Annotated in this window: 26 protein-coding genes and 1 riboswitch; of the genes, 7 read left to right on the forward strand and 19 right to left on the reverse strand. The window is 35.8% G+C overall.

Annotated elements, in window-relative coordinates:
- Positions 1-74: 74 nt before the first annotated feature.
- The 3 genes from RU96_RS06255 to RU96_RS06265 form a co-directional block, all read right to left on the reverse strand.
- Positions 75-2,423 (reverse strand): helicase C-terminal domain-containing protein, encoded by a 2,349-nt coding sequence (locus RU96_RS06255; RefSeq protein ID WP_071864685.1) that lies wholly within the window; start codon positions 2,421-2,423, stop codon positions 75-77.
- Between the two features lie 208 nt (positions 2,424-2,631).
- A complete protein-coding gene (locus tag RU96_RS06260) occupies positions 2,632-3,003 on the reverse strand; it encodes a phage holin family protein (RefSeq protein WP_071864686.1) in 372 nt (123 codons plus the stop codon).
- 52 nt (positions 3,004-3,055) lie between these two features.
- The gene (locus RU96_RS06265) at positions 3,056-3,751 is read right to left on the reverse strand and encodes a B3/B4 domain-containing protein (protein ID WP_071864687.1); all 696 of its coding nucleotides are present in this window, start codon (positions 3,749-3,751) and stop codon (positions 3,056-3,058) included.
- A gap of 133 nt (positions 3,752-3,884) precedes the next feature.
- On the opposite strand from RU96_RS06265, the gene RU96_RS06270 reads away from it, so the two are divergent.
- The 3 genes from RU96_RS06270 (at position 3,885) to RU96_RS06280 (ending at position 6,304) form a co-directional block, all read left to right on the forward strand.
- Entirely contained in the window at positions 3,885-4,517 is a 633-nt protein-coding gene (locus tag RU96_RS06270) for an MBL fold metallo-hydrolase (protein WP_071864688.1), read from the forward strand.
- Positions 4,518-4,564: 47 nt separating this feature from the next.
- Complete coding sequence (locus RU96_RS06275; RefSeq protein ID WP_071864689.1) at positions 4,565-5,272, forward strand: histidine phosphatase family protein; 708 nt, start codon at positions 4,565-4,567, stop codon at positions 5,270-5,272.
- Between the two features lie 198 nt (positions 5,273-5,470).
- Positions 5,471-6,304: an undecaprenyl-diphosphate phosphatase gene (locus tag RU96_RS06280; RefSeq protein ID WP_071864690.1), complete on the forward strand. Its 834-nt coding sequence runs from the start codon at positions 5,471-5,473 to the stop codon at positions 6,302-6,304.
- A 54-nt stretch (positions 6,305-6,358) separates the two neighbouring features.
- Here RU96_RS06280 and RU96_RS06285 read toward each other — a convergent pair whose 3' ends face one another.
- Both RU96_RS06285 and RU96_RS06290 read right to left on the reverse strand, forming a co-directional pair.
- Positions 6,359-6,982: a DUF47 domain-containing protein gene (locus tag RU96_RS06285; protein WP_071864691.1), complete on the reverse strand. Its 624-nt coding sequence runs from the start codon at positions 6,980-6,982 to the stop codon at positions 6,359-6,361.
- Positions 6,983-7,002: 20 nt separating this feature from the next.
- Positions 7,003-7,986 (reverse strand): inorganic phosphate transporter, encoded by a 984-nt coding sequence (locus tag RU96_RS06290; protein WP_071864774.1) that lies wholly within the window; start codon positions 7,984-7,986, stop codon positions 7,003-7,005.
- A gap of 242 nt (positions 7,987-8,228) precedes the next feature.
- Here RU96_RS06290 and rpsT point away from each other — a divergent pair, with 242 nt between their 5' ends.
- Positions 8,229-8,483, forward strand: a complete 255-nt coding sequence (gene rpsT / locus RU96_RS06295; RefSeq protein ID WP_071864692.1) for a 30S ribosomal protein S20 — start codon at positions 8,229-8,231, stop codon at positions 8,481-8,483.
- Between the two features lie 65 nt (positions 8,484-8,548).
- Here the strand turns inward: rpsT and holA are convergent, their stop codons facing one another.
- The 8 genes from holA to RU96_RS06335 form a co-directional block, all read right to left on the reverse strand.
- Positions 8,549-9,571, reverse strand: a complete 1,023-nt coding sequence (holA, locus tag RU96_RS06300; RefSeq protein WP_071864693.1) for a DNA polymerase III subunit delta — start codon at positions 9,569-9,571, stop codon at positions 8,549-8,551.
- A gap of 45 nt (positions 9,572-9,616) precedes the next feature.
- Positions 9,617-11,710 carry a DNA internalization-related competence protein ComEC/Rec2 gene (locus RU96_RS06305; RefSeq protein ID WP_249024156.1) on the reverse strand — a complete coding sequence of 698 codons (2,094 nt, stop codon included), beginning with the start codon at positions 11,708-11,710 and terminating at the stop codon, positions 9,617-9,619.
- Positions 11,711-11,855: 145 nt separating this feature from the next.
- Positions 11,856-12,341 carry a ComE operon protein 2 gene (locus tag RU96_RS06310; RefSeq protein WP_071864695.1) on the reverse strand — a complete coding sequence of 162 codons (486 nt, stop codon included), beginning with the start codon at positions 12,339-12,341 and terminating at the stop codon, positions 11,856-11,858.
- Positions 12,342-12,365: 24 nt separating this feature from the next.
- Complete coding sequence (locus tag RU96_RS06315) at positions 12,366-12,989, reverse strand: helix-hairpin-helix domain-containing protein (RefSeq protein ID WP_071864696.1); 624 nt, start codon at positions 12,987-12,989, stop codon at positions 12,366-12,368.
- A gap of 161 nt (positions 12,990-13,150) precedes the next feature.
- Positions 13,151-13,765 (reverse strand): HAD-IA family hydrolase, encoded by a 615-nt coding sequence (locus tag RU96_RS06320; RefSeq protein WP_071864697.1) that lies wholly within the window; start codon positions 13,763-13,765, stop codon positions 13,151-13,153.
- Positions 13,766-13,777: 12 nt separating this feature from the next.
- Positions 13,778-15,121 carry a PFL family protein gene (locus RU96_RS06325; protein ID WP_071864698.1) on the reverse strand — a complete coding sequence of 448 codons (1,344 nt, stop codon included), beginning with the start codon at positions 15,119-15,121 and terminating at the stop codon, positions 13,778-13,780.
- Between the two features lie 16 nt (positions 15,122-15,137).
- Positions 15,138-15,404 (reverse strand): ACT domain-containing protein, encoded by a 267-nt coding sequence (locus RU96_RS06330; RefSeq protein WP_071864699.1) that lies wholly within the window; start codon positions 15,402-15,404, stop codon positions 15,138-15,140.
- A gap of 99 nt (positions 15,405-15,503) precedes the next feature.
- The gene (locus tag RU96_RS06335; RefSeq protein WP_071864700.1) at positions 15,504-16,172 is read right to left on the reverse strand and encodes a 2,3-bisphosphoglycerate-dependent phosphoglycerate mutase; all 669 of its coding nucleotides are present in this window, start codon (positions 16,170-16,172) and stop codon (positions 15,504-15,506) included.
- A 177-nt stretch (positions 16,173-16,349) separates the two neighbouring features.
- On the opposite strand from RU96_RS06335, the gene RU96_RS06340 reads away from it, so the two are divergent.
- Positions 16,350-17,705 carry an MATE family efflux transporter gene (locus RU96_RS06340; RefSeq protein ID WP_071864701.1) on the forward strand — a complete coding sequence of 452 codons (1,356 nt, stop codon included), beginning with the start codon at positions 16,350-16,352 and terminating at the stop codon, positions 17,703-17,705.
- Positions 17,706-17,788: 83 nt separating this feature from the next.
- Here the strand turns inward: RU96_RS06340 and RU96_RS06345 are convergent, their stop codons facing one another.
- The 6 genes from RU96_RS06345 to RU96_RS06365 form a co-directional block, all read right to left on the reverse strand.
- Positions 17,789-18,157, reverse strand: a complete 369-nt coding sequence (locus RU96_RS06345; RefSeq protein WP_071864702.1) for a P-II family nitrogen regulator — start codon at positions 18,155-18,157, stop codon at positions 17,789-17,791.
- The gene (locus RU96_RS06350; protein WP_071864703.1) at positions 18,154-18,909 is read right to left on the reverse strand and encodes a DUF1538 domain-containing protein; all 756 of its coding nucleotides are present in this window, start codon (positions 18,907-18,909) and stop codon (positions 18,154-18,156) included. Before RU96_RS06350 ends, RU96_RS06345 begins: the two co-directional genes overlap by 4 nt.
- Positions 18,906-19,589, reverse strand: a complete 684-nt coding sequence (locus RU96_RS06355; protein WP_071864704.1) for a DUF1538 domain-containing protein — start codon at positions 19,587-19,589, stop codon at positions 18,906-18,908. The genes RU96_RS06350 and RU96_RS06355 overlap by 4 nt, the downstream gene beginning before the upstream one ends.
- A 270-nt stretch (positions 19,590-19,859) precedes the next feature.
- Entirely contained in the window at positions 19,860-20,492 is a 633-nt protein-coding gene (locus RU96_RS06360; protein ID WP_071864705.1) for a 3D domain-containing protein, read from the reverse strand.
- 348 nt (positions 20,493-20,840) lie between these two features.
- The gene (locus tag RU96_RS13040; RefSeq protein WP_169818345.1) at positions 20,841-20,978 is read right to left on the reverse strand and encodes a hypothetical protein; all 138 of its coding nucleotides are present in this window, start codon (positions 20,976-20,978) and stop codon (positions 20,841-20,843) included.
- A gap of 85 nt (positions 20,979-21,063) precedes the next feature.
- Positions 21,064-22,023 (reverse strand): L-lactate dehydrogenase, encoded by a 960-nt coding sequence (locus RU96_RS06365; RefSeq protein WP_071864706.1) that lies wholly within the window; start codon positions 22,021-22,023, stop codon positions 21,064-21,066.
- 145 nt (positions 22,024-22,168) lie between these two features.
- Positions 22,169-22,241, forward strand: a riboswitch (Fluoride riboswitch).
- Between the two features lie 102 nt (positions 22,242-22,343).
- Here RU96_RS06365 and RU96_RS06370 point away from each other — a divergent pair.
- Together RU96_RS06370 and RU96_RS06375 are read left to right on the forward strand one after the other, a co-directional pair.
- Entirely contained in the window at positions 22,344-23,630 is a 1,287-nt protein-coding gene (locus RU96_RS06370; protein WP_071864707.1) for a chloride channel protein, read from the forward strand.
- Positions 23,614-23,958 (forward strand): hypothetical protein, encoded by a 345-nt coding sequence (locus RU96_RS06375; RefSeq protein WP_071864708.1) that lies wholly within the window; start codon positions 23,614-23,616, stop codon positions 23,956-23,958. Before RU96_RS06370 ends, RU96_RS06375 begins: the two co-directional genes overlap by 17 nt.
- Positions 23,959-24,056: the final 98 nt, after the last annotated feature.

Raw genomic sequence — 24,056 nt, forward strand, 5'->3', positions numbered from 1 at the left:
ATTTATGGTAATGCCGTAACCGGCAATTTTATTCCCTTTCTAATATAGCAGTTGTCGCTTTGAATGCAATCTTTTTAATCATTTTTTTGTTCCCAGAAATGTAATAAATTCGACTTTAATTCTTGAGGATTGTGAATTGGTAAAAAATGATGCCAGTGAGGCGGAAAAAGACTCAGATATTCAGGACTTTCAAAACGTTGATCGACTAATAACACCACACCATAATCCTTTTGATCGCGAATCACACGACCAGCAGCCTGTAAAACTTTATTCATCCCCGGCAGACGATAAGCATAGTCAAATCCTTTTTTACCACCATAATAATCTTTTAGTAATTCTTGTTCATGGTTCATCTGCGGCAAGCCGACTGTTACAATCATACTTCCAATTAAACGACTTCCTTTTAAATCAATTCCTTCTGAAAAGACTCCGCCTAACACACAAAAACCTACTAAAGCAGTTTGGGGATCAGAAATAAATGCCGCTAAAAAATTCTCCTTTTCTCCTTCTGACAGTTCATTATTTTGAATAAGAGTCGCAATCTCAGGATAGGCTTTTTTAAAAGCAGTTGCGACTAAATCTAAATACGCATAAGAAGGTAGAAAAACAAAATAATTTCCTTTTTTAGCCATCACCATCTCATAAATTGCAGCCACTAGATTTGTCAGGCTGTTTTCCCGTTGTTTATACGTGGTCGGGATGTAATCTAATATAAAAAGTGCTTGTCGTTCAGGCAAAAAGGGACTCGGCAAACGGTAACGCAACGCTTCTTTTCCCCCACCTAAAACTTCTTGATAATAAGTAAGTGGGGTAAAACTAGCGGAAAATAAAATAGCCCCTTTGCCTTTATTTAACATTTGATTTAAAAACGGAGCAGGATCTAAACAAAATTGTTTTAGCGTAACGTCACGATAATTACGCGTAACAGTAGTAATGTAGTGATCATCGTAAAGCTCACTAATCTTCAAATAATTTAGCACTGTAAAATAATAATTTAACGCAATTTCTTGCGCTTTATCTTCGGGATTTTCTCCTAACCATTCATGGAGCTTTTCACTGACTTTGTATAACTGCTTGTTAAAACTATCCGCAGGTGGCTTTTGGGCAAAAAAATGTTCTTTCTTTTCTGTCACCGCTGTTTCAATTAATGTAAATTCATCGTCTAATCTTATTAGACTCCGTCGCAGTTTTCGATCTTTTTGCGGTAATAGCCCTAGCAAGTGTTCTCCGCTTTGACGCGTAATCTCTGCTGAATACATCTCTTTTGAACGAGCAACAAGGTTATGAGCTTCATCAATTAAGAAATAATGCTTTTCATTTTCTTCTTCAAAAAAGCGACGTAAATAAACCGTCGGATCAAAAAGATAATTATAATCACCTATAATAACATCACACCACAGACTAACGTCTAATGATAATTCAAACGGACAAAGTGTATGCTTTTTTGCATAGGTTTCAATCACTGAACGGGTAATCTGATTTTCATGGTGTAACAAATCCCATAACCCTTCGTTAATTCGATCGTAATAGCCATCTGCAAAAGGGCAATGCTCTGGAGTACAGTTACGCTCAGTTAAAAAACAAATTTTATCTTTAGCAGTTAAGGTGACGCTTTTTAGTTGCGCCTTGTCTTCATTACAAAGTGCCTTTAGCGCATCTTCTGCCACTTGCCGGGTAATTGTTTTAGCCGTTAGATAAAAAATACGATCATCATCTTCTTCACCTAATGCTTTCAGCGCTGGAAAAAGTGTTGAAATCGTCTTACCTGTTCCAGTCGGCGCCTCAACAAATAAACGTTGTTGTGTTTTTAACGTTTTATAAGCGGCCACCGCTAACTCTCTTTGTCCTTTACGAAATTCATCGTAAGGAAATTGCAGCAATTGTAACGAAGTATTTCGAACTCGACGCCAATTGTTTTGAAATTCCAACCATTTTTGATATTCACCTGTTAATTGCGTAAAAAAATCAGCTAGTTCTTGAAATAAAAAAGTACGCACTTCTTTTGTAACCTTTTCTTCGATAGTTTGAAAATAAGTTAACTGTACTTTAATAGTCGCTAAATCATGTTGGACTGCGTAAATATACGCATAAACCATTCCTTGGTAGAAAAATAATTCTTTTTGTTCTGGTGCTAATTCCTCAAAGGGCGTTTCTGATGTTTTAATTTCATCAATAACATACTCTAACCCATCTTTAAAGATCCCGTCCGCTCGGCCTTCTACCGTTAATTCATCTTTTGCTATTTTTAACGTATATTTTAAAGCGACTTCTTTTTGATAGTCATCACCTGCGGCTTTTTGTAACCGGCGATGAATCTTAGCACCTTCTTGAGCAGTATGATTGCTAGTATGACGACTGTCGATACTGCCTCTTCGTAAAATAAATTCCACTAGTTTTCGAACTGACACCCGCGCATGCTGCAAAAGACCACCTCCTATGACTAAAAACTGCATCGCTTTTAATTTTTTAAGGGTTGTAAAATTATCTAGTAATAAAGTTGTATTTTTAAAATACAACTCAATTTAACAGAAATCACTACGAGAAACAACTCATGTTTTTAGCTAATAAAAAAACACTGACAAGTCCTTTGTCAGCGCCATTTTTCGTGTTCTTTTAAAAACTAAAACAATTTTATTTGCGTTTTTTTAATTCGGCTAAAAATTTTTTAAAGATAGTCGTGTCTATTCCTAACTTACGGTAATTTTCTAAAATCGATTCAATTTCCAACCACAAATAACCTAAATAAAAAACCCATAACATTGCAACTCCTGTACTAGCAGGCAAAATAAACGCCACAGGTATAAAAAAGAGCAACAAAAACATACTCGCAAGCTTACGGATAATCCCATTAATGCCAATGCGGGAAGATATGGTTTTTGTCCAGGTAGCCGCAAGCATTCCACTAAAAAAATCAAAGATCATTGCCACTGCTAAAACCGCTACAACATTAAAAATCCCTGTACCCTGCAAAAACACAAGAAATTGCCAAAATTGTTGATACATATCATCTCCTCCTTCACCTTAACAACGAGGAAAATGAAGTTAATGTCAAAAATTATTCAAAAAAAGTATCTGCTTTTTGGGTCACGACCGCAATTTCATAAGTCGCATTCGGACATATTTTTTGAATGTTATCACAAACGCGTGTTAAAGCAGCAACTCGTATCATAACATTCGTATTGGCATTTCCCTGCATAATTAATAAAAGATTTTTCGTCTTTTGTGTAATTTTATAATCCTCTCCGTCTCTTGCATCAAGATAAGCCATCACACCTTTTTGATCACGATAAAAAATATCTCCGATTTCGACTTGCTTATTTTTTGATCCAATTGGTGTAAAAGTTGTCGGTTCACTCGCTCGCGTAAATTCAACAAAATCTGTAATCGTATCATAATCGTGCGCACCAATGGCTAAAAAAGAATGGAGTGCTTCGGCATTATACAAATCAACAATGCTGTTAACACGTGGCAGACTCCCACGACGCTGAATATTTTTAATTAAGGCTTCTGCTGTGGGAGGATTTTTCTTCACACTTTTACCAATTTTTTGCATTTTTTCCCGATAACCGGCGATAACGGAATGCACGCGAATTGCCTCGCGGTCGTATGCAGCGGCTAGGTCCTCACTTGTAGCAATATATTTTTCTAAATCTGCTGTTAGTGGCGCATTGGGATCCACATTGCTTACTTTGGCTAAGACAATTGCCTCCATCCCTAGTTCCACTAAGCTATCTCGTAAATAAAATTTCACATCTCTCACCCTTTCAAAGCGCTTTTTCTTTTATCATAGCATAGGACACTTTAGAATTTACTTAGACATCTCCCTTTGTTTGTTTTCTTCTTTAAGCTATACTGGAAGTGAGAACCAGTGTGGAGGCGAAAAAATGGAAATTATTAAAATTTCGACAGGTGCAATTGAAGAAAATTGCTATCTAGTCGTGAAAAAAGAACACCTACTAATTATTGACCCTGGTGCTGATGGTCCTTTAATTATGCAAGAGATTAAAAAATTAAAGGCAAAACCGGTTGCTATTTTATTAACCCATACCCATTATGATCATATTGGTGCTGTGGATGACTTACGTGAATACTACAAAATTCCAGTTTATGGTAGTCCTTTAGAAGCTGATTGGTTGCAAGATCCAATTATGAATCTTTCAGGTTTAGATCGTCACGATGATATGGAAAACATTATTGTCGCACCAGCCGATTTTTTATTTGAACTAAAAGAATATACCTTAGGGGAAATGACGTTTAGTGTTGTACCTACGCCAGGACATTCGATTGGCAGTGTTAGTTTTGTTTTCGATGACTTTGTGATTAGTGGTGATGCACTCTTTCGCGGTAGTATCGGACGAACTGATTTACCCACTGGCAATTTAGAGCAATTATTAAATAGTATCAAAACAGAACTTTTCACTTTGCCAGATGAATTCCCTGTTTACCCAGGTCACGGTGAAGCGACGACTATCGAGCGAGAAAAGAAAACGAATCCTTTTTTTAAAGGAATGTTTTAAAGCATAAACTTATAATCGAAATTAAATTATAAAAAGGAGATCTTCAGATGGAAAAAGTTGAATTATATGTCATTCGTCACGGTAAAACAATGTTTAACGCACTACAACGGGCACAAGGTTGGTGTGATACCCCACTAACAGAAAAAGGTGCGGAAATGATTCATTATTTAGGCCTTGGCTTAAAAGATATTGATTTTGTGGAAGCTGTTTCTAGTGATTCTGGTCGCGCAATTGAAACAATGCGCATTATTTTAGGGGAACATCATGCTGGCAACAACATTTCTTATTCAATCGATAACCGTATTCGCGAATGGTGTTGGGGTTCATTAGAAGGTGGTTATGATTCTGAGATGTGGGGAGTCTTGCCCCGCGTATTAAACTTTAAAGATAGTGAAGAAATGTGGGAAACAAATATTTCTTTTGAAAAAATTGCTGAAGCTGTAAAAGATGCTGATACTGCAAATTGGGCAGAAGATTTTGAAACGATTAAAAATCGTGTCTTTTCTGGTTTCGAAGATATTGCGCATCGGGTGCAAAAAAAAGGCGGCGGAAAAGCTGTCATTGTTTCCCATGGTTTTACAATTGCCTTTTTACTAAATCTAATCGATGCCAAACAACCCGTCCGTGTCGATTTACAAAATGGTAGTGTCACTCGCCTAACTTATGATGAGAACGGTAATTTTACAATTGAAGAAGTTGGTTCGACCGCTTTTATTGAAGAAGGACAAAAGATTTCAAAAAATCTTTTAGCTTAAAACCGCAAAAGAAAGAGTTTATAAAAAAATATTTTTATTTGAGACAGTCCGTCAAAAGATTTTACGGATTGTCTCTTTTTTGTAAAAGACTCAATAAAGCAATTGGTTTTCCAAATATTTCAATGTATACTATAGCCTGTAATCTTTTTATCGGACTAACTCCCGATTATAACTTTATCTTAAGAAAGGAATGAAAGCATGTTTTTGCTTAACATTTTAAAAGCAATTATTCTGGGGATTATTGAAGGCATCACAGAATGGTTGCCAATTAGTAGTACCGGCCATTTGATTTTAGCAAATGAATTTATCAAGCTACAAGAATCAGAAGCCTTTATGACCATGTTTAATGTTGTCATTCAATTAGGCGCTATCCTCGCAGTTATTTATCTTTACTTTAATAAATTAAATCCTTTTTCTCCTAGTAAAAGTGAGATTGAGAAAAAGGATACTTGGAATCTTTGGTTTAAGGTTATTGTAGCTGTTATTCCATCTGTTATTATCGGCTTACCTTTGGACGACTGGTTAGATGCGCATTTCCACAACTTCTTCTCCGTTGCTTTAATGCTAATTATTTATGGAATTGCCTTCATTATCGTGGAAAAACGTAATAAAACGGCAACACCTAAATGTACCGATTTAAATAAATTCACTTATAAAGCCGCATTAATCGTCGGTATGTTCCAAGTATTATCTTTAGTTCCTGGGACTTCTCGTTCTGGTGCAACAATTTTAGGTGGTATTTTAATTGGCGCTTCCCGTTTTGTTGCAGCTGAATTTTCATTTTTTATGGGCATTCCAACTATGATTGGTGCTAGTGGCTTAAAGATTGTCAAATTTATTTTAAATGGCAATAGCTTTAGTTTTCAAAGTACAATCGTTTTATTAGTCGGAACAGTAGTCTCTTTTATAGTTTCTGTTATCGCAATTAAATTCTTAATGAATTACATCAAGAAAAATGACTTTACCGTCTTTGGATGGTATCGGATTATTTTAGGTATCATTCTAATCGGTTATTGGTTAATCGCAATGTAACATAAATAAAAACGCAAACTTTCTCTTAATTAAGAAATAGTTTGCGTTTTTTGTTTAAGTATTTTTAATTACCATACCGTCAATAATATCTACTGCTGCTTCACTGGCATTAACAATTTGTTCGAATCGATCATAGACATCTTTCCATTTAATAATTTCTAAAAGATCTGTTTCTTCTGTGAACAAGCCCTTTTTTAATTTAGAATAAAGACGATCAGATTCTGATTCAACACGATTTACTTCATCGATCATTTTTTTCAATGTTTTGGAATGTTTAAACTTAGGGAATTCCAACATCGCAGTATGAACACCATTAGCCGCTACCAATACTAATTGGGCAAACTCATCCGTTTGGGGACGCATTTTAGTAATGGCCAAATTTTCAAATAAATAAGTTAGCGCATTGATTCCATCTAAAATATCGTCAATGCGTTCAGCGATAATTAAGATATCTTCGCGATCAATCGGTGTGATAAACGCGTCGTACAATTCATTGGTTAGCTCTGTGACGATCTTATCGCCTTCTTTTTCTAAATCATGAATTTTTTCCGCTTCAGTTATTAAATTTTCTGCAGAATAGTTTTTAACTAATTGCACCAAAACTTCAGCCGCAGCTGCAGCATTTTTAGTCAAATGTGCCATTGCATCTAAAAAATCATATTGTTTTCTTCGTGCCATTTTTAAACTCCTTATCTAAATTAAAAGATTGCGACAAATAATTTCGCCATCAAATAAGCGATTAAACCACAGCCGGGAAATGTCATTACCCAAGCAAAAATCATTTCTTTAACGATACGCCAGTCCACACTAGAAAGCCTTCTTGAAGCACCTACTCCCATAATTGCGGTGGTTTTTGTATGTGTAGTTGAAACAGGAATCCCAAATACTGAGGCCAAAAATAAAACAATGGCCGCACTAATATCAGCAGAAAAGCCTTGGTATTTTTCTAGTTTTACCATATCCATCCCAACTGATTTAATAATCTTCATACCGCCAACTGAAGTTCCAATCCCCATGGTAATTGAACAAAGTGCCATTACCCATAGTGGAATAGTAAAGCCGCCACCGGTTTTTTCAGCCAAATTATTATAATAAAGGCCTAGCATAAAGACCCCCATAAATTTCTGACCGTCTTGCGCCCCATGTAAAAAGGCGTTCGCCGCCGCAGCGGTTGCTTGTCCAACTGTAAAAAATTTATTGGCTTTTCTTCTGGGAACATCGCGAAAAATAATGACGATGAGCTTGGTAATTAGAAAACCGCCACCAAATCCTAAAATTGTTGAAACAATAAGTCCAAATAATACTTTGAGCCATTCTTGTCCATTTACTGCTCCTAGCCCGCCTAAAGCCATCGCTGAACCAGTCAATCCCGCAATTAACGCATGCGATTCACTAGTCGGAATACCAAAATACCAGGCTGCTACAGCCCATACTACAATTGAAAAAAGCGAAGCAGCCAGTGCTACTTGTGAAGCTCCAATATTTCCTTGGGCGTCAAAACTCACAATATTACTAATTGTTTCTGCCACTTGGGCATTAAAATATGTCATAACAAGCGCGCCGAGAAAATTCATCAATACCGCAATCCAAATGGCTACATTTGGTTTTAAAACCCTAGTTGAAACTGCTGTTGCAATGGCATTTGGGGCATCGGTCCAACCATTGACAAATATAACCCCCATCACCAAAGTAATCGTTATCACTAATGCTATACTCAAAAAAATCACACCACCATAAAGCAGATTTGTTTTTTACGTTTGTATCATAGCATATTTAATTTTTGTATGTGTACTTTTTTTAACTTTTTCTGTTAAGTAAAATTTCTTTACAACTTTTATTGCATTGGATACAATGTTTGGGTATAATGACTAGTGTTGATTTGTATGACTTGTCATGCAAAACTTTTTATTCGGAGGTGAAACTTATGCCAAACATTGAATCTGCAATCAAACGCGTGAAAACTAGTACTGCTGCTAACGCTAAAAATTCATCTCAAATGAGTGCTGTGCGTTCAAGCATCAAAAAATTCGAACAAGCTGTTGAAGCTGGTGCTGATAACGTAGAAGCTTTGTATAAAGAAGCTAGCAAAGCAATCGATATGGCCGAAACAAAAGGCTTGATCCACAAAAATAAAGCTAACCGCGATAAAGCTCGTTTAAGCAAAAAAATCGCTAAATAGTCTTAAAAAGCGTTGCAGCCTAGGCTGCAACGCTTTTTTTATTATTGTCTTTTTGACTTTTACTTTTAATGGGCAGATTTTAATACAAAAAGCTGGAATAAAAACTCTTTATCCATTTGGCCAGTCTTTACCAGATAATCATTTTCTACTAATTCATCATACAAGTCCATTAGTTGTTTTTCATCGTATTTACGTACCTGCTGCATCGCAAGTTTAACGCGGTAAGGATGAACTTTTAAAGTTTGAGCGATATTAGCTTGTTGATAGCCTGCTTTTGTTAAAATTTTTGTTTGCAATAATAAGCGTACTTGACCAATCAAAATCGCATTAATTTTAATTGTCTCCTCACCTTGCAAATGTAAGTCCTCATAGATCCGCAACGCTTTGTCAGCATCACCTCTTAAGACATTTTCTGTCAATTCAAATATATTATTTTCTAATGACTTGGGAACTAATTGCAAAATGACCTCTTTTGTTAACGGAGCACCATTAGCCCCATATAAGAGTAATTTATCTAGTTCTTGCATAGCTTTTGTTAAATCCATTTCAGTTAGTTGCATGAAAGTATCAAAGGCCACTCTATCTAACTGGATATTTTCAGCTGTTAAGGTTTGACGAATGTAACGTTCTACCTCTTGTTCTTTTAAAGGCTGTACATCGATTACAACCGCCTGTTTTTTTAACAACTTACTTACTTTTTTGCGCTCATCCAATTTTTCATAAGGTGCGATAATTACTACTACCCCACTATCTGATGGCGCTTTTAAATAACTTAAAAAATCAGTTAAATCTTGATCAATGACATTACTCTTTTTTTCAGCTGTTAAAAACAACGGATTTTCAGCGATGATTAGCCGCTTATCTTCTAATGAAAATAAAGACGGCGCTTGCGCTTCTGCAACTACTAAATTTAAAGGATCTTGCTCTAAATCAAAATAAACCAAGTCTAAATCGTCTTTTTGTAACTGCAGGCGTTCCATAAAAGCCTGTTTGATGCGGTCTTGTAGGTAACTTTCTGTTCCTAAAACCAGATACAAAGGCGCTAATGGCTTTTCTTTAATAGCTTGTAATGCTTCTTGAGCTTTCATAATCGTTCTCCTTCAAATACTCTTTTTCTATCCTACCATTTCCTTTTAATTAGAGCTAGCGGATTCTTCTATCACTTTAGGCATTGCTTTATCTTGAAATAAATGCCAGCTGAAATAAATCATCCCTTGTTGATCGGTACGTAAAACCTGAACGTTTTTAACTTGTAAGGTTGTTAAAACCTCATCATGAGGATGGCCAAAACGATTATTTAAACCGCAAGAAATAACGGCTGCATCTGGGGATATAGCCTGAATAAATTTTAACGATGAAGAAGTTCGGCTGCCGTGATGACCTAACTTCAATACGTCACTTTTTAATCCATGGTATTTTCTTACTAGCAATTCTTCTCCTGCTTGATGTAAATCACCTGTCAATAAAAAGCGTTGCTGTCGCATTTGAATTTGTAAAACAAGCGAGTCTTCATTTTCTCCTTTACCTTCAAGCGGAGCAAAAACGCGGATAGGAAAATGGTCGTTAATCAGATACTCTCCTTTAACTACACGTAAATTTGTTTTAGGGGGTAATTTTTTTAAAGTCTTTTGCAAATTTTGATGCTTTTGACTACCAGCCCCCAAAATTAAATTATCCACTTTAAACCGTTTTAAGACCTCGTCTAAGTCTCCCATATGATCAGTATCTCCATGAGTAATAAAAATCTTATCAATCTTAGTAATTCCTAACGCTTTTAAAAGTGGAATCAGTGTATTTTGAGCGTTACTATTTTGAACTTTTTCTTGCCAATTTTCACTCTGAAATGATAATTTCCCACCAGTATCAATTAAGACAACTTCTCGATTGAACGCCGACTTAAACAAAATCGCATCTCCTTGGCCGACATCAACAAAAATCGCCATTAAGGGAAAAAATAAACGATTGATCATAAAGGGGAGTAAAATTAGTCCCACAATTAGCCAATAAGTGTGTTTTTTTTGATAGACAAAAATGCCACTTAATAAAAAGAAGATGACAAAAATTGGTGGCAGCCAACCTATCGGCAATGTAAACGTACTAAGACTTAAAAGACTTTCAAAAAACTCGATAAATTTTTCAAACAATAGCACAAAAATGTTTACAGGTGTAATAAAACTCATCATTAATAAGATAAAACCTACTGGCAATAAGAAAAATTTAAACAGTGGCAATAAAAGGACTGTTAAAAGACCGCCTAAAAGTGGCCATTCATAAAAGTAATAACAAATAATTGGCAAAGCTAATAAAGTCAGCCAATAACTTTGTTTCACTTGGCCTAAAAAAGTCGTTTCTTTAACGGTTACTAAAAGTAACAACGCCATCACAAAAGATAGTTGACCTGCAGTTTGAAAAATTAGTAAAGGATCTTTAACTAAACACAGTAAAAAAACGAGACTAAATTTATCTAACGGTGAAAATGTAAGGGGAATTAGTTGAGTCAAGATGCTTAAAAAGAAAAGTGTTGTGGCGCGAAAAATACCGATACTTCCCCCCGTTAGAATTATTAAGATGCCTGCAAATAACAACAACGGTAACACACTCGCTTTTAAGGTCAAACGTAATAGTTGGAGAATACTCAAAAAGGCTCCTAAAAAAAGATGAACATGTAACCCTGAGATACTAAAAAAATGTAAAATACCAGTTGGTGACAACGTAGCTTGCGTTTCTTTAAAATCTTGATCTTTATAGCCTAAAAATAATGCGGCTAGATATGCTTTGGTTTTCTTAGGAAATTTCTCCTTTAGGTGTCTAATTAAAGCTGCACGTATTTGACAAAAGTTAAACGTCTTTTTTTCGTGCCACTTTAATTTTTCAATATTTAACGTGCCACAATAATGCTGACTTCTTAAATAGTTCTTCTGATCAAAGCCCCCAAGATTACGGCGACTGCGCCCTTTAGTAACTTCGCCCCAGACGGTAACAAAATTTTGATTAAAGTTTTTGTTGTTAACAAAATCTTTTTCCGTTTTATTTTTTAAACGGTAATAACAACTAAAATTTTCTTGTTGCTGATTTTTAGCACTAAAGGTTAAACTGTCGCCATTAACCTTTAGACTATCTATTTTTATTTGAAGTAAGAATTGTTGTGGTCCGTGATAAACCTGATCCGTTTTTTCTAAGATATTAATTAGACGTGGTACGATAAAAAGACTGCAGAGGCCAATCACTAAAAGCAATTTAAAATGGCGACTACAGTAAAAATAGCTACAATATAAAAACAAAAGCAATAAAAACAGTGGTTGTTTATAGTAGATACTACAAATAATTAACACCAACCCCAGACTCGGGAAAATCCAGTAGTTGGTTAAGTCTTTATTCAGTTAATTCGTTTAATGAACCAAAAGAAAGTTTTTGAAAATATTCGGGCTCTAATACAACTTTTTGCGCAGTAGCGCCAACTTGGTTGATTAATTCGACCGCATACGGATCGTTGCGATAATCATGTAAGTAATAAATTTTACGAATACCAGCTTGTAAAAGAGCTTTAGTGCATTGTAAACAAGGAAAATGGGTAACATAGACTTCTGCCTGATCGGTAGAAATACCCAATTTAGCACATTGTAAAAGTGCATTCATTTCAGCATGGATGGTCCGAATACAATGATTATCTACGACGTAACAGCCATCATCAATACAATGGACATCCCCGCTAACTGATCCATTATAGCCCCCTGCGATAATGCGTTTGTCTTTTACTAAAGTGGCACCCACTTCAAGTCGCGTACACGTGCTTCGTAATGCTAAAAGGACTGCCTGTGCCATAAAATACTGGTCCCAAGGAATTCTCTGATCAGTCATAACTTTGCTCCTTTAAGATTTTATTTATATTGTAATCGATGCACGTAATTTTTCAACCGTCTTTTCCCCGATTCCCGAAACTTCTTTTAGTTCTTCAATTGATTTAAAATTACCATTTTCTTCCCGATAAGTTAAAATTGCTTCTGCTTTTTTTATCCCAATTCCAGATAACGTTTGTAACTGTGTTAAATCTGCTGTATTAATATTTACCTTTTCATTTGACGTAGCGCTTGCCATATTACTACCTTCAGTATCATTTACTTCATTAGTCTGTAGCTGTTCTTTTTTATTGGGGACATAAACCATCTGTTGATCTTGAAGTTTTTGGGCTAAATTAATTTCTTTTTGTTGCGCCTCTTTTGTAAAGCCACCAGCTAGCTGCACCAATTTTTGCATTCTAGCATCATTGGAAAGCTCGTAAACACCAGGTTTTACCACTTCTCCTTTAATATCAACAGTAATGGTCGGGCTTTGACTTTGACTGGTTTTAGCTTCACTACTTGTCGTACTCGTAGTATTTGTTAAATTTTCCCATGATTTTTCTTCATTTTGTTTGTGCCAAATAAAAAAGATCCCCACTAGCAACAGGCAAATGCAAACTATTCCCCCAACAAACAACTGATTTTTTTTATTCGCTAAAAAGTCCATTTTCTCCTCCTTTCACATTTAATTACGCAATAAAAGACGCTAATATTTCAAACTTCATAAAAATAGCAAAAAATCGTCAAAGATTAGATTTATTATCTCATCTTTGACGATTGCTTCAACATATCCGTTTATCTGCATATCTATAGGCTTTTTTAAGTAAGTTACTTATCAATTAAATTTTCTAACTGTAAAAAATCGGTCGCATAATAATCAGCGACAATATTTTTTAGCAAACCTTCATTATCAAAAAAACACGTTTTTAAGCCCGCTTTTTTTCCCGCCTCAATATCTAAAAGTCGATCACCTACCATCACAGTTTGCATTTTTGGCAAATGATATTTTTTCACTAGATAATTTAGTGCCGCTGGATCAGGTTTTCTGGCAAAATTATTTTCTTCTCCCACAACTTCAACAAAAAAATCAGTTAAATGATAATAATTCAATAATTTTTTCGTCGAAGAAACTGTACGATGAGTCATGATAAAATTGCGACCACCATTTTTTTGCACCGCATCTAATGTTTCTGCGACATGATCAAAAGGATGAGGCCACTTTTCCATGTCATTTTCATACTGATGAAAACGTTGCGAAAAATCATTAAAATCTAGTTGATAGCGCTGGGTGACAGCCTTTGAAGATTTTTCTTTTAATAGTTGATAAATCGTCTCTTTATCTGCAAATATACCTTCTTCTTGTAAAACTTTCAAAATTGCTTTTAACATGTTGGGGTAAGTATCAAATAGCGTACCATCAAAGTCCCAAATAAAATCTTTCATAGCCACCAACCTTTAGTTTTTAAATGAATGAATTGGCGCTGGAATTCGTCCACCCCGGGCAATGAAATCACTACTTTTGGCTGGATTAACTTTCATTACCGGCGCGCGACCTAACAAACCACCAAATTCCACCATATCGCCTACTTTTTGTCCTTTAGCTGGAATAATTCGTACCGCAGTTGTCTTGTGATTAATCACTCCAATAGCTGCCTCATCGGCAATCATAGCTGCAATCGTTTCAGCGGTTGTATCCCCTGGAATAGCGATCATATCTAATCCCACAGAACAAATTGCCGTCATAGCTTCTAATTTTTCTAAATTTAACAAGCCATTTTCTACGGCTTTAATCATTCCCGCATCTTCAGAAACCGGGATAAAAGCACCTGATAAGCCACCAACATGATTACATGCCATTACGCCACCTTTTTTAACTGCGTCATTTAAAAGGGCAAGAGCAGCGGTTGTGCCGTGAGTACCGACAGATTCTAATCCCATTTCTTCTAAAATAAGGGCCACACTATCTCCCACAGCAGGTGTTGGTGCTAAAGACAAATCGACGATTCCAAACGGTACACCTAAACGCTTTGAAGCCACTTGTCCCACCAATTGTCCCATTCGTGTAATTTTGAAGGCAGTTTTTTTCACCGTTTCAGCCACCACATCAAAGGATTCCCCTTTAACTTTTTCCAAGGCTCGCTTCACTACACCTGGACCACTAACACCAACGTTAATTTCACAATCTGCTTCACCAACACCATGAAAAGCTCCCGCCATAAATGGGTTATCTTCAACTGCATTAGCAAAAACAACTAATTTTGCACACCCCATGTCTGATGCTTCAGCCGTTTTTTTGATTGTTTCTCCCATTAATTTAACAGCATCCATATTAATTCCAGCTCGCGTTGAACCAATATTGACAGAAGAACAAACAAATTGCGTTTCCTTTAGGGCTTCAGGGATCGAAGCAATTAACGCTTGATCGGCTCCTTGGTAACCTTTTTCAACCAAAGCAGAAAAACCGCCGATGAAATTTACACCTAATGCAATTGCGGCTTTATCCAAAGTTTTAGCAAAAGGAATACAATCATTAGTCCCGCTTGCTGCGGCAATGAGTGAAATTGGCGTGACCGAAATTCGCTTATTAATAATTGGAATACCAAATTCTGTTTCAATCTCTTCGCCAACTCTAACCAAATGACGTGCTTTTGTGGTGATCTTGTCATAAATGTTAGCACAAGTTTTATTGACATCACCGCTGATACAATCTAGTAAAGAGATTCCCATTGTAATCGTTCGTATGTCTAGGTTTTCTTCTTCTACCATGCGAATGGTTTCTAAAATCTGATTTGTTTCCATGGTCTAAACTCCTTACTTATAATTTATGCATTGCATTGAAAATTTCTTCGTTTTGAATGTTGATTTTCACACCCAATTTCACCCCGACAGAATGCAATTCTTTTTTTATATTTTCAAAATCGGCATTTTGTTTTAATTGCAACATCATAGTCATTGTAAAATATTCTTCCATAATTGTTTGTGAAACATCCAAAATATTAATATCCAAATCCGCCAGTTTTTGGCTTACCCCAGCAATGATTCCTACTTTGTCTTGGCCAATTACAGTTAAAATAGCTTTCATATAAAAATACCTCCTGTTTTTTCAGAGTATAACAAAAATACAATTTCCTTACGATAAAAAAAAGAACAAAATAAATCTTATTAAAAGAATAGTTCGGATTTATAGCATGGTTTTCTTAATAAGTGCCAATTTATCATTAAATTCATAGACAACTGGTTGTGCATTAGGAATAACAATAGTATCCAATTGATTATCAGGTACTTCTTCTAAATATTTTACTAGTGCCCGTAAACTGTTACCATGTCCTGCTACTAAAATATTTTTTCCAGCCAATAGAAGCGGTGCTATCTGATCTTGCCATAATGGCACAACTCGTTTTTGTGTTTGTGCTAAACTTTCACCTTTTGGAAGATCTTTTGAGCCTAACCCTTGGTAGCGACGATCAAAAGTTTGGCTACTTTCTAAAGGTGGCATCTCCCAATAGCCACGGCGCCATTTTTTTACTTGTTCAACTCCGTAAAGAGTCGCCATTTCATCTTTATTTTTACCGATTAACGCCCCATAATGCCGTTCATTTAAGCGCCATGTTTTTGTGACCGGCACCCATAATTGCTCAGCTTCTTCTAAGACTAATTGACTGGTTAAAATGGCTCTTTTTAAAACCGAAGTAAAGACAGCATCAAATTGAATATCAGCTTTATGAATTTTCTTGCCCGCTTCTTTTGCTTGCTGTTTACCTTTTTCCGTTAATGGAACATCCAACCAACCAGTCCAGTAATTTTCAAAATTTGCGATACTTTCACCGTGACGTATTAATACAACTTTCATCTTGTTGCCTCCTCTTCTTTATTATCCCAGCAATAAAAAGAAATGTCATGAAAAAAGTGAAAATTCTTGCAAAATCGCCTGAAAAAAGCTTGTATTTGATAACTTTTATGCTACCATTTACTTTACTTAGACAAACAGTTAAAAATAATAAATATTCAAAAAATTAGGAGTAATTACATGAAAGATTTGACAACCGGAACACCTGCCAAACTGATTTTTATGTTTACCATTCCATTGTTTGTGGGAAATGTTTTTCAACAATTTTATAATATGGTCGATATGATTATCGTCGGTCAAACTATCGGCAAAGATGCTTTAGCTGCTGTTGGATCTACCGGAAGTATTACGTTTTTAATCATCGGTTTTGCCCAAGGTTTAACTGCAGGGCTATCGATTATTACTGCACAACGATTTGGTGCTAGAGATTACAAAAGTGTCAAAAAAAGTTTTGCAGCAAGTCTTGTTATTAGTTTAGTCGTCACCCTTATTTTAACCATTCTAAGCTTAGTCTTTTTGCGGCCCCTACTGGTTATTATGCAGACACCACCAGAAATTCTAAATCAAGCCCAAGAATTTATTTCTGTTATTTTAGGGGGAATGTTTGCCGCCATGGCGTTTAACCTTTTAAGCAATATGGTCCGTGCTTTAGGGGATAGCCGCACGCCACTATTCTTTTTAATTTTTGCAGTTATCATTAATGTCGTGCTCGATTTAGTTTTCATTACCCAATTTAATATGGGCGTTGCTGGTGCTGGTTATGCTACTGTCATTGCACAAATGTCAGCTAGTTTAATGTGTTTTATTTATATTAAGCGACGAATTCCACTGTTACAAATTAGTAAAAGTGACTTTAAGGATTTGAAAGAAGAATACCGTGTTCATCTAAATGCTGGACTGCCAATGGCTTTTCAGGCTTCAATTATCGCAATTGGCGCTGTTGTTTTACAATCAGCCATTAATAGTCTTGGTACAGATGCAGTAGCAGCGCAAGCAGCGGCCGGTCGAATTGATCAATTTGCAACCCAGCCAATGATGAGTTTTGGGGTTACGATGGCGACGTTTACTGCCCAAAATTATGGTGCAAAAAAATATGGTCGTATCTTAGAAGGTGTTAAACAGTGTTTAATCATGAGTATTATCTTTAGTATTATCGCCGGTATTGTCGTGATTACATTTGGAGATTCTTTTGTCGCTTTATTTGTCAGTCGTAGTGAAACCAAAGTTTTTGAACTATCACGAATCTACTTTCTCATCGTCGCAAGTTTATATTGGATATTAGCGATTTTATTTATTTTGCGCTATACCTTACAAGGATTAGGGCAAACCAAAATCCCAACCATTGCCGGTATTATGGAATTGATCATGCGTTCGTTTGCAGCAATTGTTTTAACCCATTATTTCCAATATCCCGGTGCAGCAGCGGCATCACCCCTTGCTTGGGCGGGATCTGTCATTGTCTTATTATACTCCTATATTAAAGCTATGAAAGAATTACGTCGCTTAGATGAAGAACAAAAAATGCAGTTAAATTAACGAAAACACACCCGTAATCTGTTTTTACCCTATGATAAAATAGGACAAAAATAGATTGCGGGTGTGTTATTTTTTATAAGTAATTAATCGAGTAATTGATCCATATCGACAACTCTACGATAAGAGTTAATTTCTGTAATCCCCATTACCTTATCAATATCGATACTAAAACAAATACCGTTACCCGGTTCATTAATTTTAATGCCTCTACCAATGGCATCCATCACTTCATTCGTGAGACTATCTGGCACCAAGGTTAATACAATATCTTTTTCAGGTTCAATTTCAATTCCAAAAAAGCGTCCTTTATCATGCGAACCAGATCCTTTACCGTGAAGTAAGGTTCCTCCATTTGCGCCAGCCTGTTTGGAATATTCAATGACAGCATCGCCTATGCCACGTTCCACAATAGTAATAATCATCTCAAGATTCAATGCTACTGGTTTGTTCATTTTTCAGCCTCCACTTTCACTACTTTTTGTTCCGCTCTTCTTTTATAAATATATCCTAACGCAAGTGTTGATAAAATCGGAGTTAAAGCAATTAACGCTACTACTCCAAAACCATCAATTAACGGGCTCCGTCCTTCAATTTCAGCAGCAATCGCCACTGCCATTGATAAGATGAAAGTTGAACACATAGGTCCAGTTGCAACCCCGCCATTGTCAAAAGCCATTGCTAAAAACATCTTATCTACTTTTCTACCTAAAATAAAAACGAGGATATAACCCGGAATAAGAAAATAATACAAGCTAAAGCCTGCTAATAAGCGCCACATGGACAAACTGACAGCCGCACCTATCCCCAGTGAAACAACAGCTAACAAGACTTTACTGCGGACGGTTCCGCCACTTTCTTCTTCTACTTGTTTTACCATTACATGAATCGCCGGTTCAGCAAAACCAACTAAAAAGCCCATCAAAAATCCTAATGGAATTAAAATCCAGTTATAATCTAACTTGGCAATTTCACTCCCAAGATATTGTCCTACCGGCACATATGCAATATTTACACCATGTAAAAATAGAATTAAACCCACTGTGGTAATTAGAAAACCTTTCAAGATTTGAATAAATTTTTTCTTCTTCAATTTAAAACTGGTGAAATTCAACAAGACAAAGAGAAAAACAATGGGAAAAATTGCCAGTAATACTTCTTTAATCATCGTAGTAAAACCACTAAATACTTGTTGGAGAAAACTCATTGGAAAATCACCCCCAACACCATCACAGCTAAAATTGGCCCTAAAGAAGAAACGCCCACCATGCCAAAGCTATCATTTTCACCTTTTTTCTGATGAATCATACTGGTTAACCCACTCGCCAACGCTAAAATAAATGGTACCGTAACTGGTCCAGTTGTTACCCCACCAGCATCAAAAGCAATTGGCATAAATTCTGGACTAGTGAAAAACGAGGCAATAAACACAGCCACATAGCCTAATAACATCATCTGATAATAAGATAGACGAAATACTGTTCGTAATAACGCAAAAGCTAAGAAAATCCCGGTTCCGACACTGACAACACCAATTAAAACAGCTTTAGTGATAGCGCCTTCAGAAATTTCAGTAACTTGTTGTGCTAAGACTTGAACAGATGGCTCTGCTATTGTAATCCCAATTCCAATTGAGAAACCCAAACTAATCATAAGTGCTAAGCTCCGGCGTTTAATCATGTATTCTCCTACCAATTCGCCCACACGTAACATGGAATACTCGGCACCAAATAAAAATAGTGTCATTCCAATCATCATGATTGCTGCGCCAATAATAATGGTTGCTAAGTCTTCAGCGGGTAATGGTGCAAAAATAAAGGTCAAAATGACAATCAAAACTGTCATCGGTAAAATTGCAACAATCACTTCTTGAAAATTTTTTCGCATACAGTCCCTCCTTAAAAAATTTTGGACTACTTGAAAAAGTACCCATTACCTTAAGTATACATGAAAATAACAAATAAAATACAAAACTATGTACATTTTTTAATAAAACAAACTGTAAACTCATTTATTTATTAATCAAAGTGGAACGATTATGTTTCTTCACCAGTATGGAGGTGAAATTTTAATACTTATTCTTAAAAATTTAGCTACATATAAAAATACCCCAGCTACTTTTCAAAAAAAGTGAAAAGTAGCTGGGGCTTACATGATTTAGTTATCTAAAATAGTTACTTGTACTTGACGACGTCCCCAAGACTCACATTGAGCCGCAGTTGGAAAATGGACGTCAATGATATTACCTTGAATTGCTGAACCAGTATCGACAGCGTAAGCTTCGCCATAGCCTTCAACATATAAATGTGTCCCTAATGGAATAACACTTGGGTCAACAGCCACCGCCATTGGATTTTCCAATAAATTTTGTCCCGTTGCTGTTACTGTACCACCACCTAGTGCATCGGCTGGATCAGAACTATAAGCTGTTGATTCCATCGTAATTGTGCGACCAGAATAGGTAGTATTAGTGTTTTGTGTAGCTGTTTCATTTTGGCTTACTGATTGTGAAGCTGACGTATTATTGTCTTCAGAAGCACTTGTTGCTTTGGCGTCTGTATCAAATTTTAATACTTGACCATCGATAATTAAATCGACATTTTGAATGTTATTTGCTTTTGCAATTGTATTTACGTGATTTGTATCACCATAATATTTTAAGGAGATACTTGTTAATGTGTCAGAGCTGGTTACAGTATGGCTTACTTCAGCAGCATTGGCATTCATACCAAAAGCTGCAAAGCCAGCTAAAACGGCAGTTGTGGCAAAAAGTGATTTTACTAATTTCATATATGAGTTGCTCCTTTGTTATCCAATATTCGTCTCAAACGACTTCCATATCATAACAAGGAGTACACGCTCATAGGTGACAACAACTTAACAGAATGTTTCAAATTCAAAATAATTATTACAAAAAACCAAGTTTATTTATAACCACGTGTTTAATTGCTTTAGTACCTAGGAAATTTGGACTTGGAAATTTTCTGACGATTGTCATATAACAACTTTATCTTTCTCAACAATAATTAAGAAACTTTTAAACGCGCTTAATTGCTCCTTTTTCCTTAGTAAAAATTACAAAACTGTTAATTTATTACCGCTAGATTAGCTATATCTCAACTTAAAGCCAAAATTGACTTATTTTTTCTTAGCTTGAACTTTTATAATTTTTTTTATTACCAACGTCCCACAAACAATCAGTGTGACTGTTTGGATCAGCTTATCAGATAGATCTAACTGATAATGAAAATTTTTATTTTCCACCTGTACTTTCACTCTTTTTCCTCCTAAACAAAATCCACCAAACACTCTTGAATTTCTAAATAGTCAACCATTACGATATTATTTACATTGTAAGGGATTAATTTTCGTATTTTTGAATTTTTGCTGTGTATTCACGAATAACATTAGCAGAATGTTGGAATTTTTCTTCTTCTGTAGCGGTCATATGAATTTCTAAAATATCAAAAACCCCAGAACGATTCAATACAGCTGGTACACCGGCAAATATTCCTGTCTGGCCATACTCCCCTTCCAACAAAGTCGAAACCGGGATGATGGAGTTTTCATCATATAAAACGGCTTTAATAATCCCCACACAAGCAGATGCAATCCCATAATAAGTGGTTCCTTTACGATTATAAATTTCCCAACCTTCTTGGGTTGTTTTATAGACGATTTCATCCAAGTCCACGTCTCCAACAAGTTCTGCGTTGTCGGCGATAATATCTGTAAAAGATTTACCCGCAATTGTGACCGTTGACCAAGGAACCATTAAAGAATCACCATGTTCACCTAAGGCATAAGCATAAACACTTCTAGGATCGACATCCACTAAGTCTGCTAAAAAGTTTTGTAAACGGGCGGAATCAACTGAAGTTCCCGAACCAATGATTTGATTTTTTGGTAAACCAGAAAGTTTATAAACCAGATGAGCTAGCATATCGACTGGATTTGAAACGACTACAAAAATACCATCAAAACCACTTTTCATTACCGGTTCAACGATTGATTTGGCAATCTTTGCACTAATATCAAGCGTATCTAGACGTGTTTGACCAGCTTTTGGTGGTGCTCCGGCTGTGATAACAACGATATCTGCATCGCTACAATCAGTATAAGTTCCAGCTTTTACTCTAACATTTCGACCTAGAAAACGAATGGAGTTTCTTAAATCTCTGACTTCACCCGATGCTTTTTCCGCGTTAATGTCTACCATCAACACTTCATCACAAACTCCTTGTGTAATTAAGCTAAAGGCTGTTGAAGAGCCTACTAAGCCACTACCAATAATGGCAACTTTTGATTTATTTATCCGCATATTTTCACCTCATAATTATTTTAAATACATCATCATGTTATCAAAACATTGGCTAACTGACAAAACATTGACGTTTATCATTTTCAAAAAAATTTCAGAAATTTTCTTGACTCTCCACATTCTTTTGGCTAAACTAACTACAGTTAAATATTTTGGGAATGATGCTCTCCCTTGGCTTTGTCCAAAACCGCTTTCAAGCTAATGACTTCTACAAGTTTATTTGTAGAACCATTAGCTTTTTTTGTTTTCATTTTATTTTTTTAATCGTTCACAGTTAGCGCGTTAAAATATTTAACAAAATTATCTCTAGGAGGATTTAAATGGATAAACAGGCAATAGTCAAGATCATAAAAGAAAGTGGTACTTTTTATAGCGCAGTTATAATAGTTGCAATCGTCACAGGTATTGTTTCTCATTTTTTACTGGCTGGTCTAGCTTGGGTAGGAAATTTTCGTGAGCAGCATGCCTACTTACTATATTTTTTACCACTTCTTGCAATTTTGACTGCTTACACCTATCAAAATTATGGCAAAAATGCTGGTAAAGGAAACAACCTCATTATTGAAAGCATCCAAACAGAAGCAAAGGTTCCCTTGCGGATGGGCTTTTTGACTTTTATTTTCACTCTTTTATCTCATTTTTTTGGTGCTTCGGTTGGTCGTGAAGGCAGCGCCGTTCAAATTGGCGGTGTAATTTCTAATAAATTAGGTGAGTCTTTAAAACTCACTAATAAAAGTCGCAAATTACTAATTCACGCTGGTGTTAGTGCTGGTTTTAGCTCAATTTTTGGCACACCATTAGCAGGAGCCTTTTTCGGTATGGAGATGGCCTATATTGGAAAAATTGAACGGAATGCACTTCTATCTTGTTTTACTGCCGCTTATATCGGAAATTTCACTGCTCTTGCATTGGGGACAACCCATAGCCATCATTTCATTTCAAAGGTAAATAATTTAACCCCACAATTTATTTTAGTTTTTTTATTAGCTGGTATTGTATTTGGTCTGGCAGGACGCTTTTTTGCCTTTTTAACCCATCGCCTAAAAAAAATCTATCAGCAAGTTTTTGCTAATTATTTACTAAGAGCCTTTATCACGGCGCTCATTGTAGTTTTACTCATGTTAATTTTCCAAGGACAAAAATATGAAGGTTTAAGTTTATGGATGATGGATGATGCTTTTGCAGGACTAGCAACAGTGAAACAAGCTTTATTCAAATTGTTCTTTACTAGCTTAAGTTTAGGAGCAGGTTTTCAAGGCGGAGAAGTTACCCCCTTATTTGATATTGGATCTGCCTTGGGTTCTGGTATTGCAAATGCGTTCCATTTATCGCCAAGTTTATTTGCAGCAGTAGGTAAGATTTGTGTCTTTGGTTGTGCTGCTAATGCTCCTTTAACAACTATTATGCTGGGGATTGATTTATTTGGGTCTGAGATGATTCCTTTTTATGTTGTTGGAACTTTTATTAGTTACTTTGTTTCAGGGCATCAAGGAATTTACACTGCACAACTGATTATTCGGCCAAAATCTCGCTTTTTAAAACATCAACAAGGCTATCGTCTATCAGATCTTCCTTTAAAAGGAGTAACAAATGAAAATCAACACTGAAAAAATCACACTGACTAAACTATTTGGTCGAAAACGAATTCATACAATTAACTTTAATGAGACAGGCGAAAGATACTTTCACATTAAAGTTCACAATGGAGCAATTCTAGTCATTCATAACAGCTATAGCATGGATAGTAGCAACTGGGTGGCTACGCCAAAGAAGGTGACAAGTTATAAATCGCAGCATCTTATAAAAGCCGGCGAAGAAAAAATTATTAGCTATACGATTGGAAAAATCCATAATCGCCATGATAAAGTTTTTATTATAAATCATCATTTATTTAAACCAGCACTTTTTTCTATTTGTGAAATTAAAAAAAGATAAAATTTAATCTCATTTTATACATGACTATAAAAAGAACCTTGAAAGCCAATTAAAAATTCAGCTTTCAAGGTTCTTAATATTAATAGTGAAAAAATTTT

It is taken from the genome of Enterococcus canintestini, assembly GCF_001885735.1.
Classification (GTDB): Bacteria; Bacillota; Bacilli; order Lactobacillales; family Enterococcaceae; genus Enterococcus_C; species Enterococcus_C canintestini.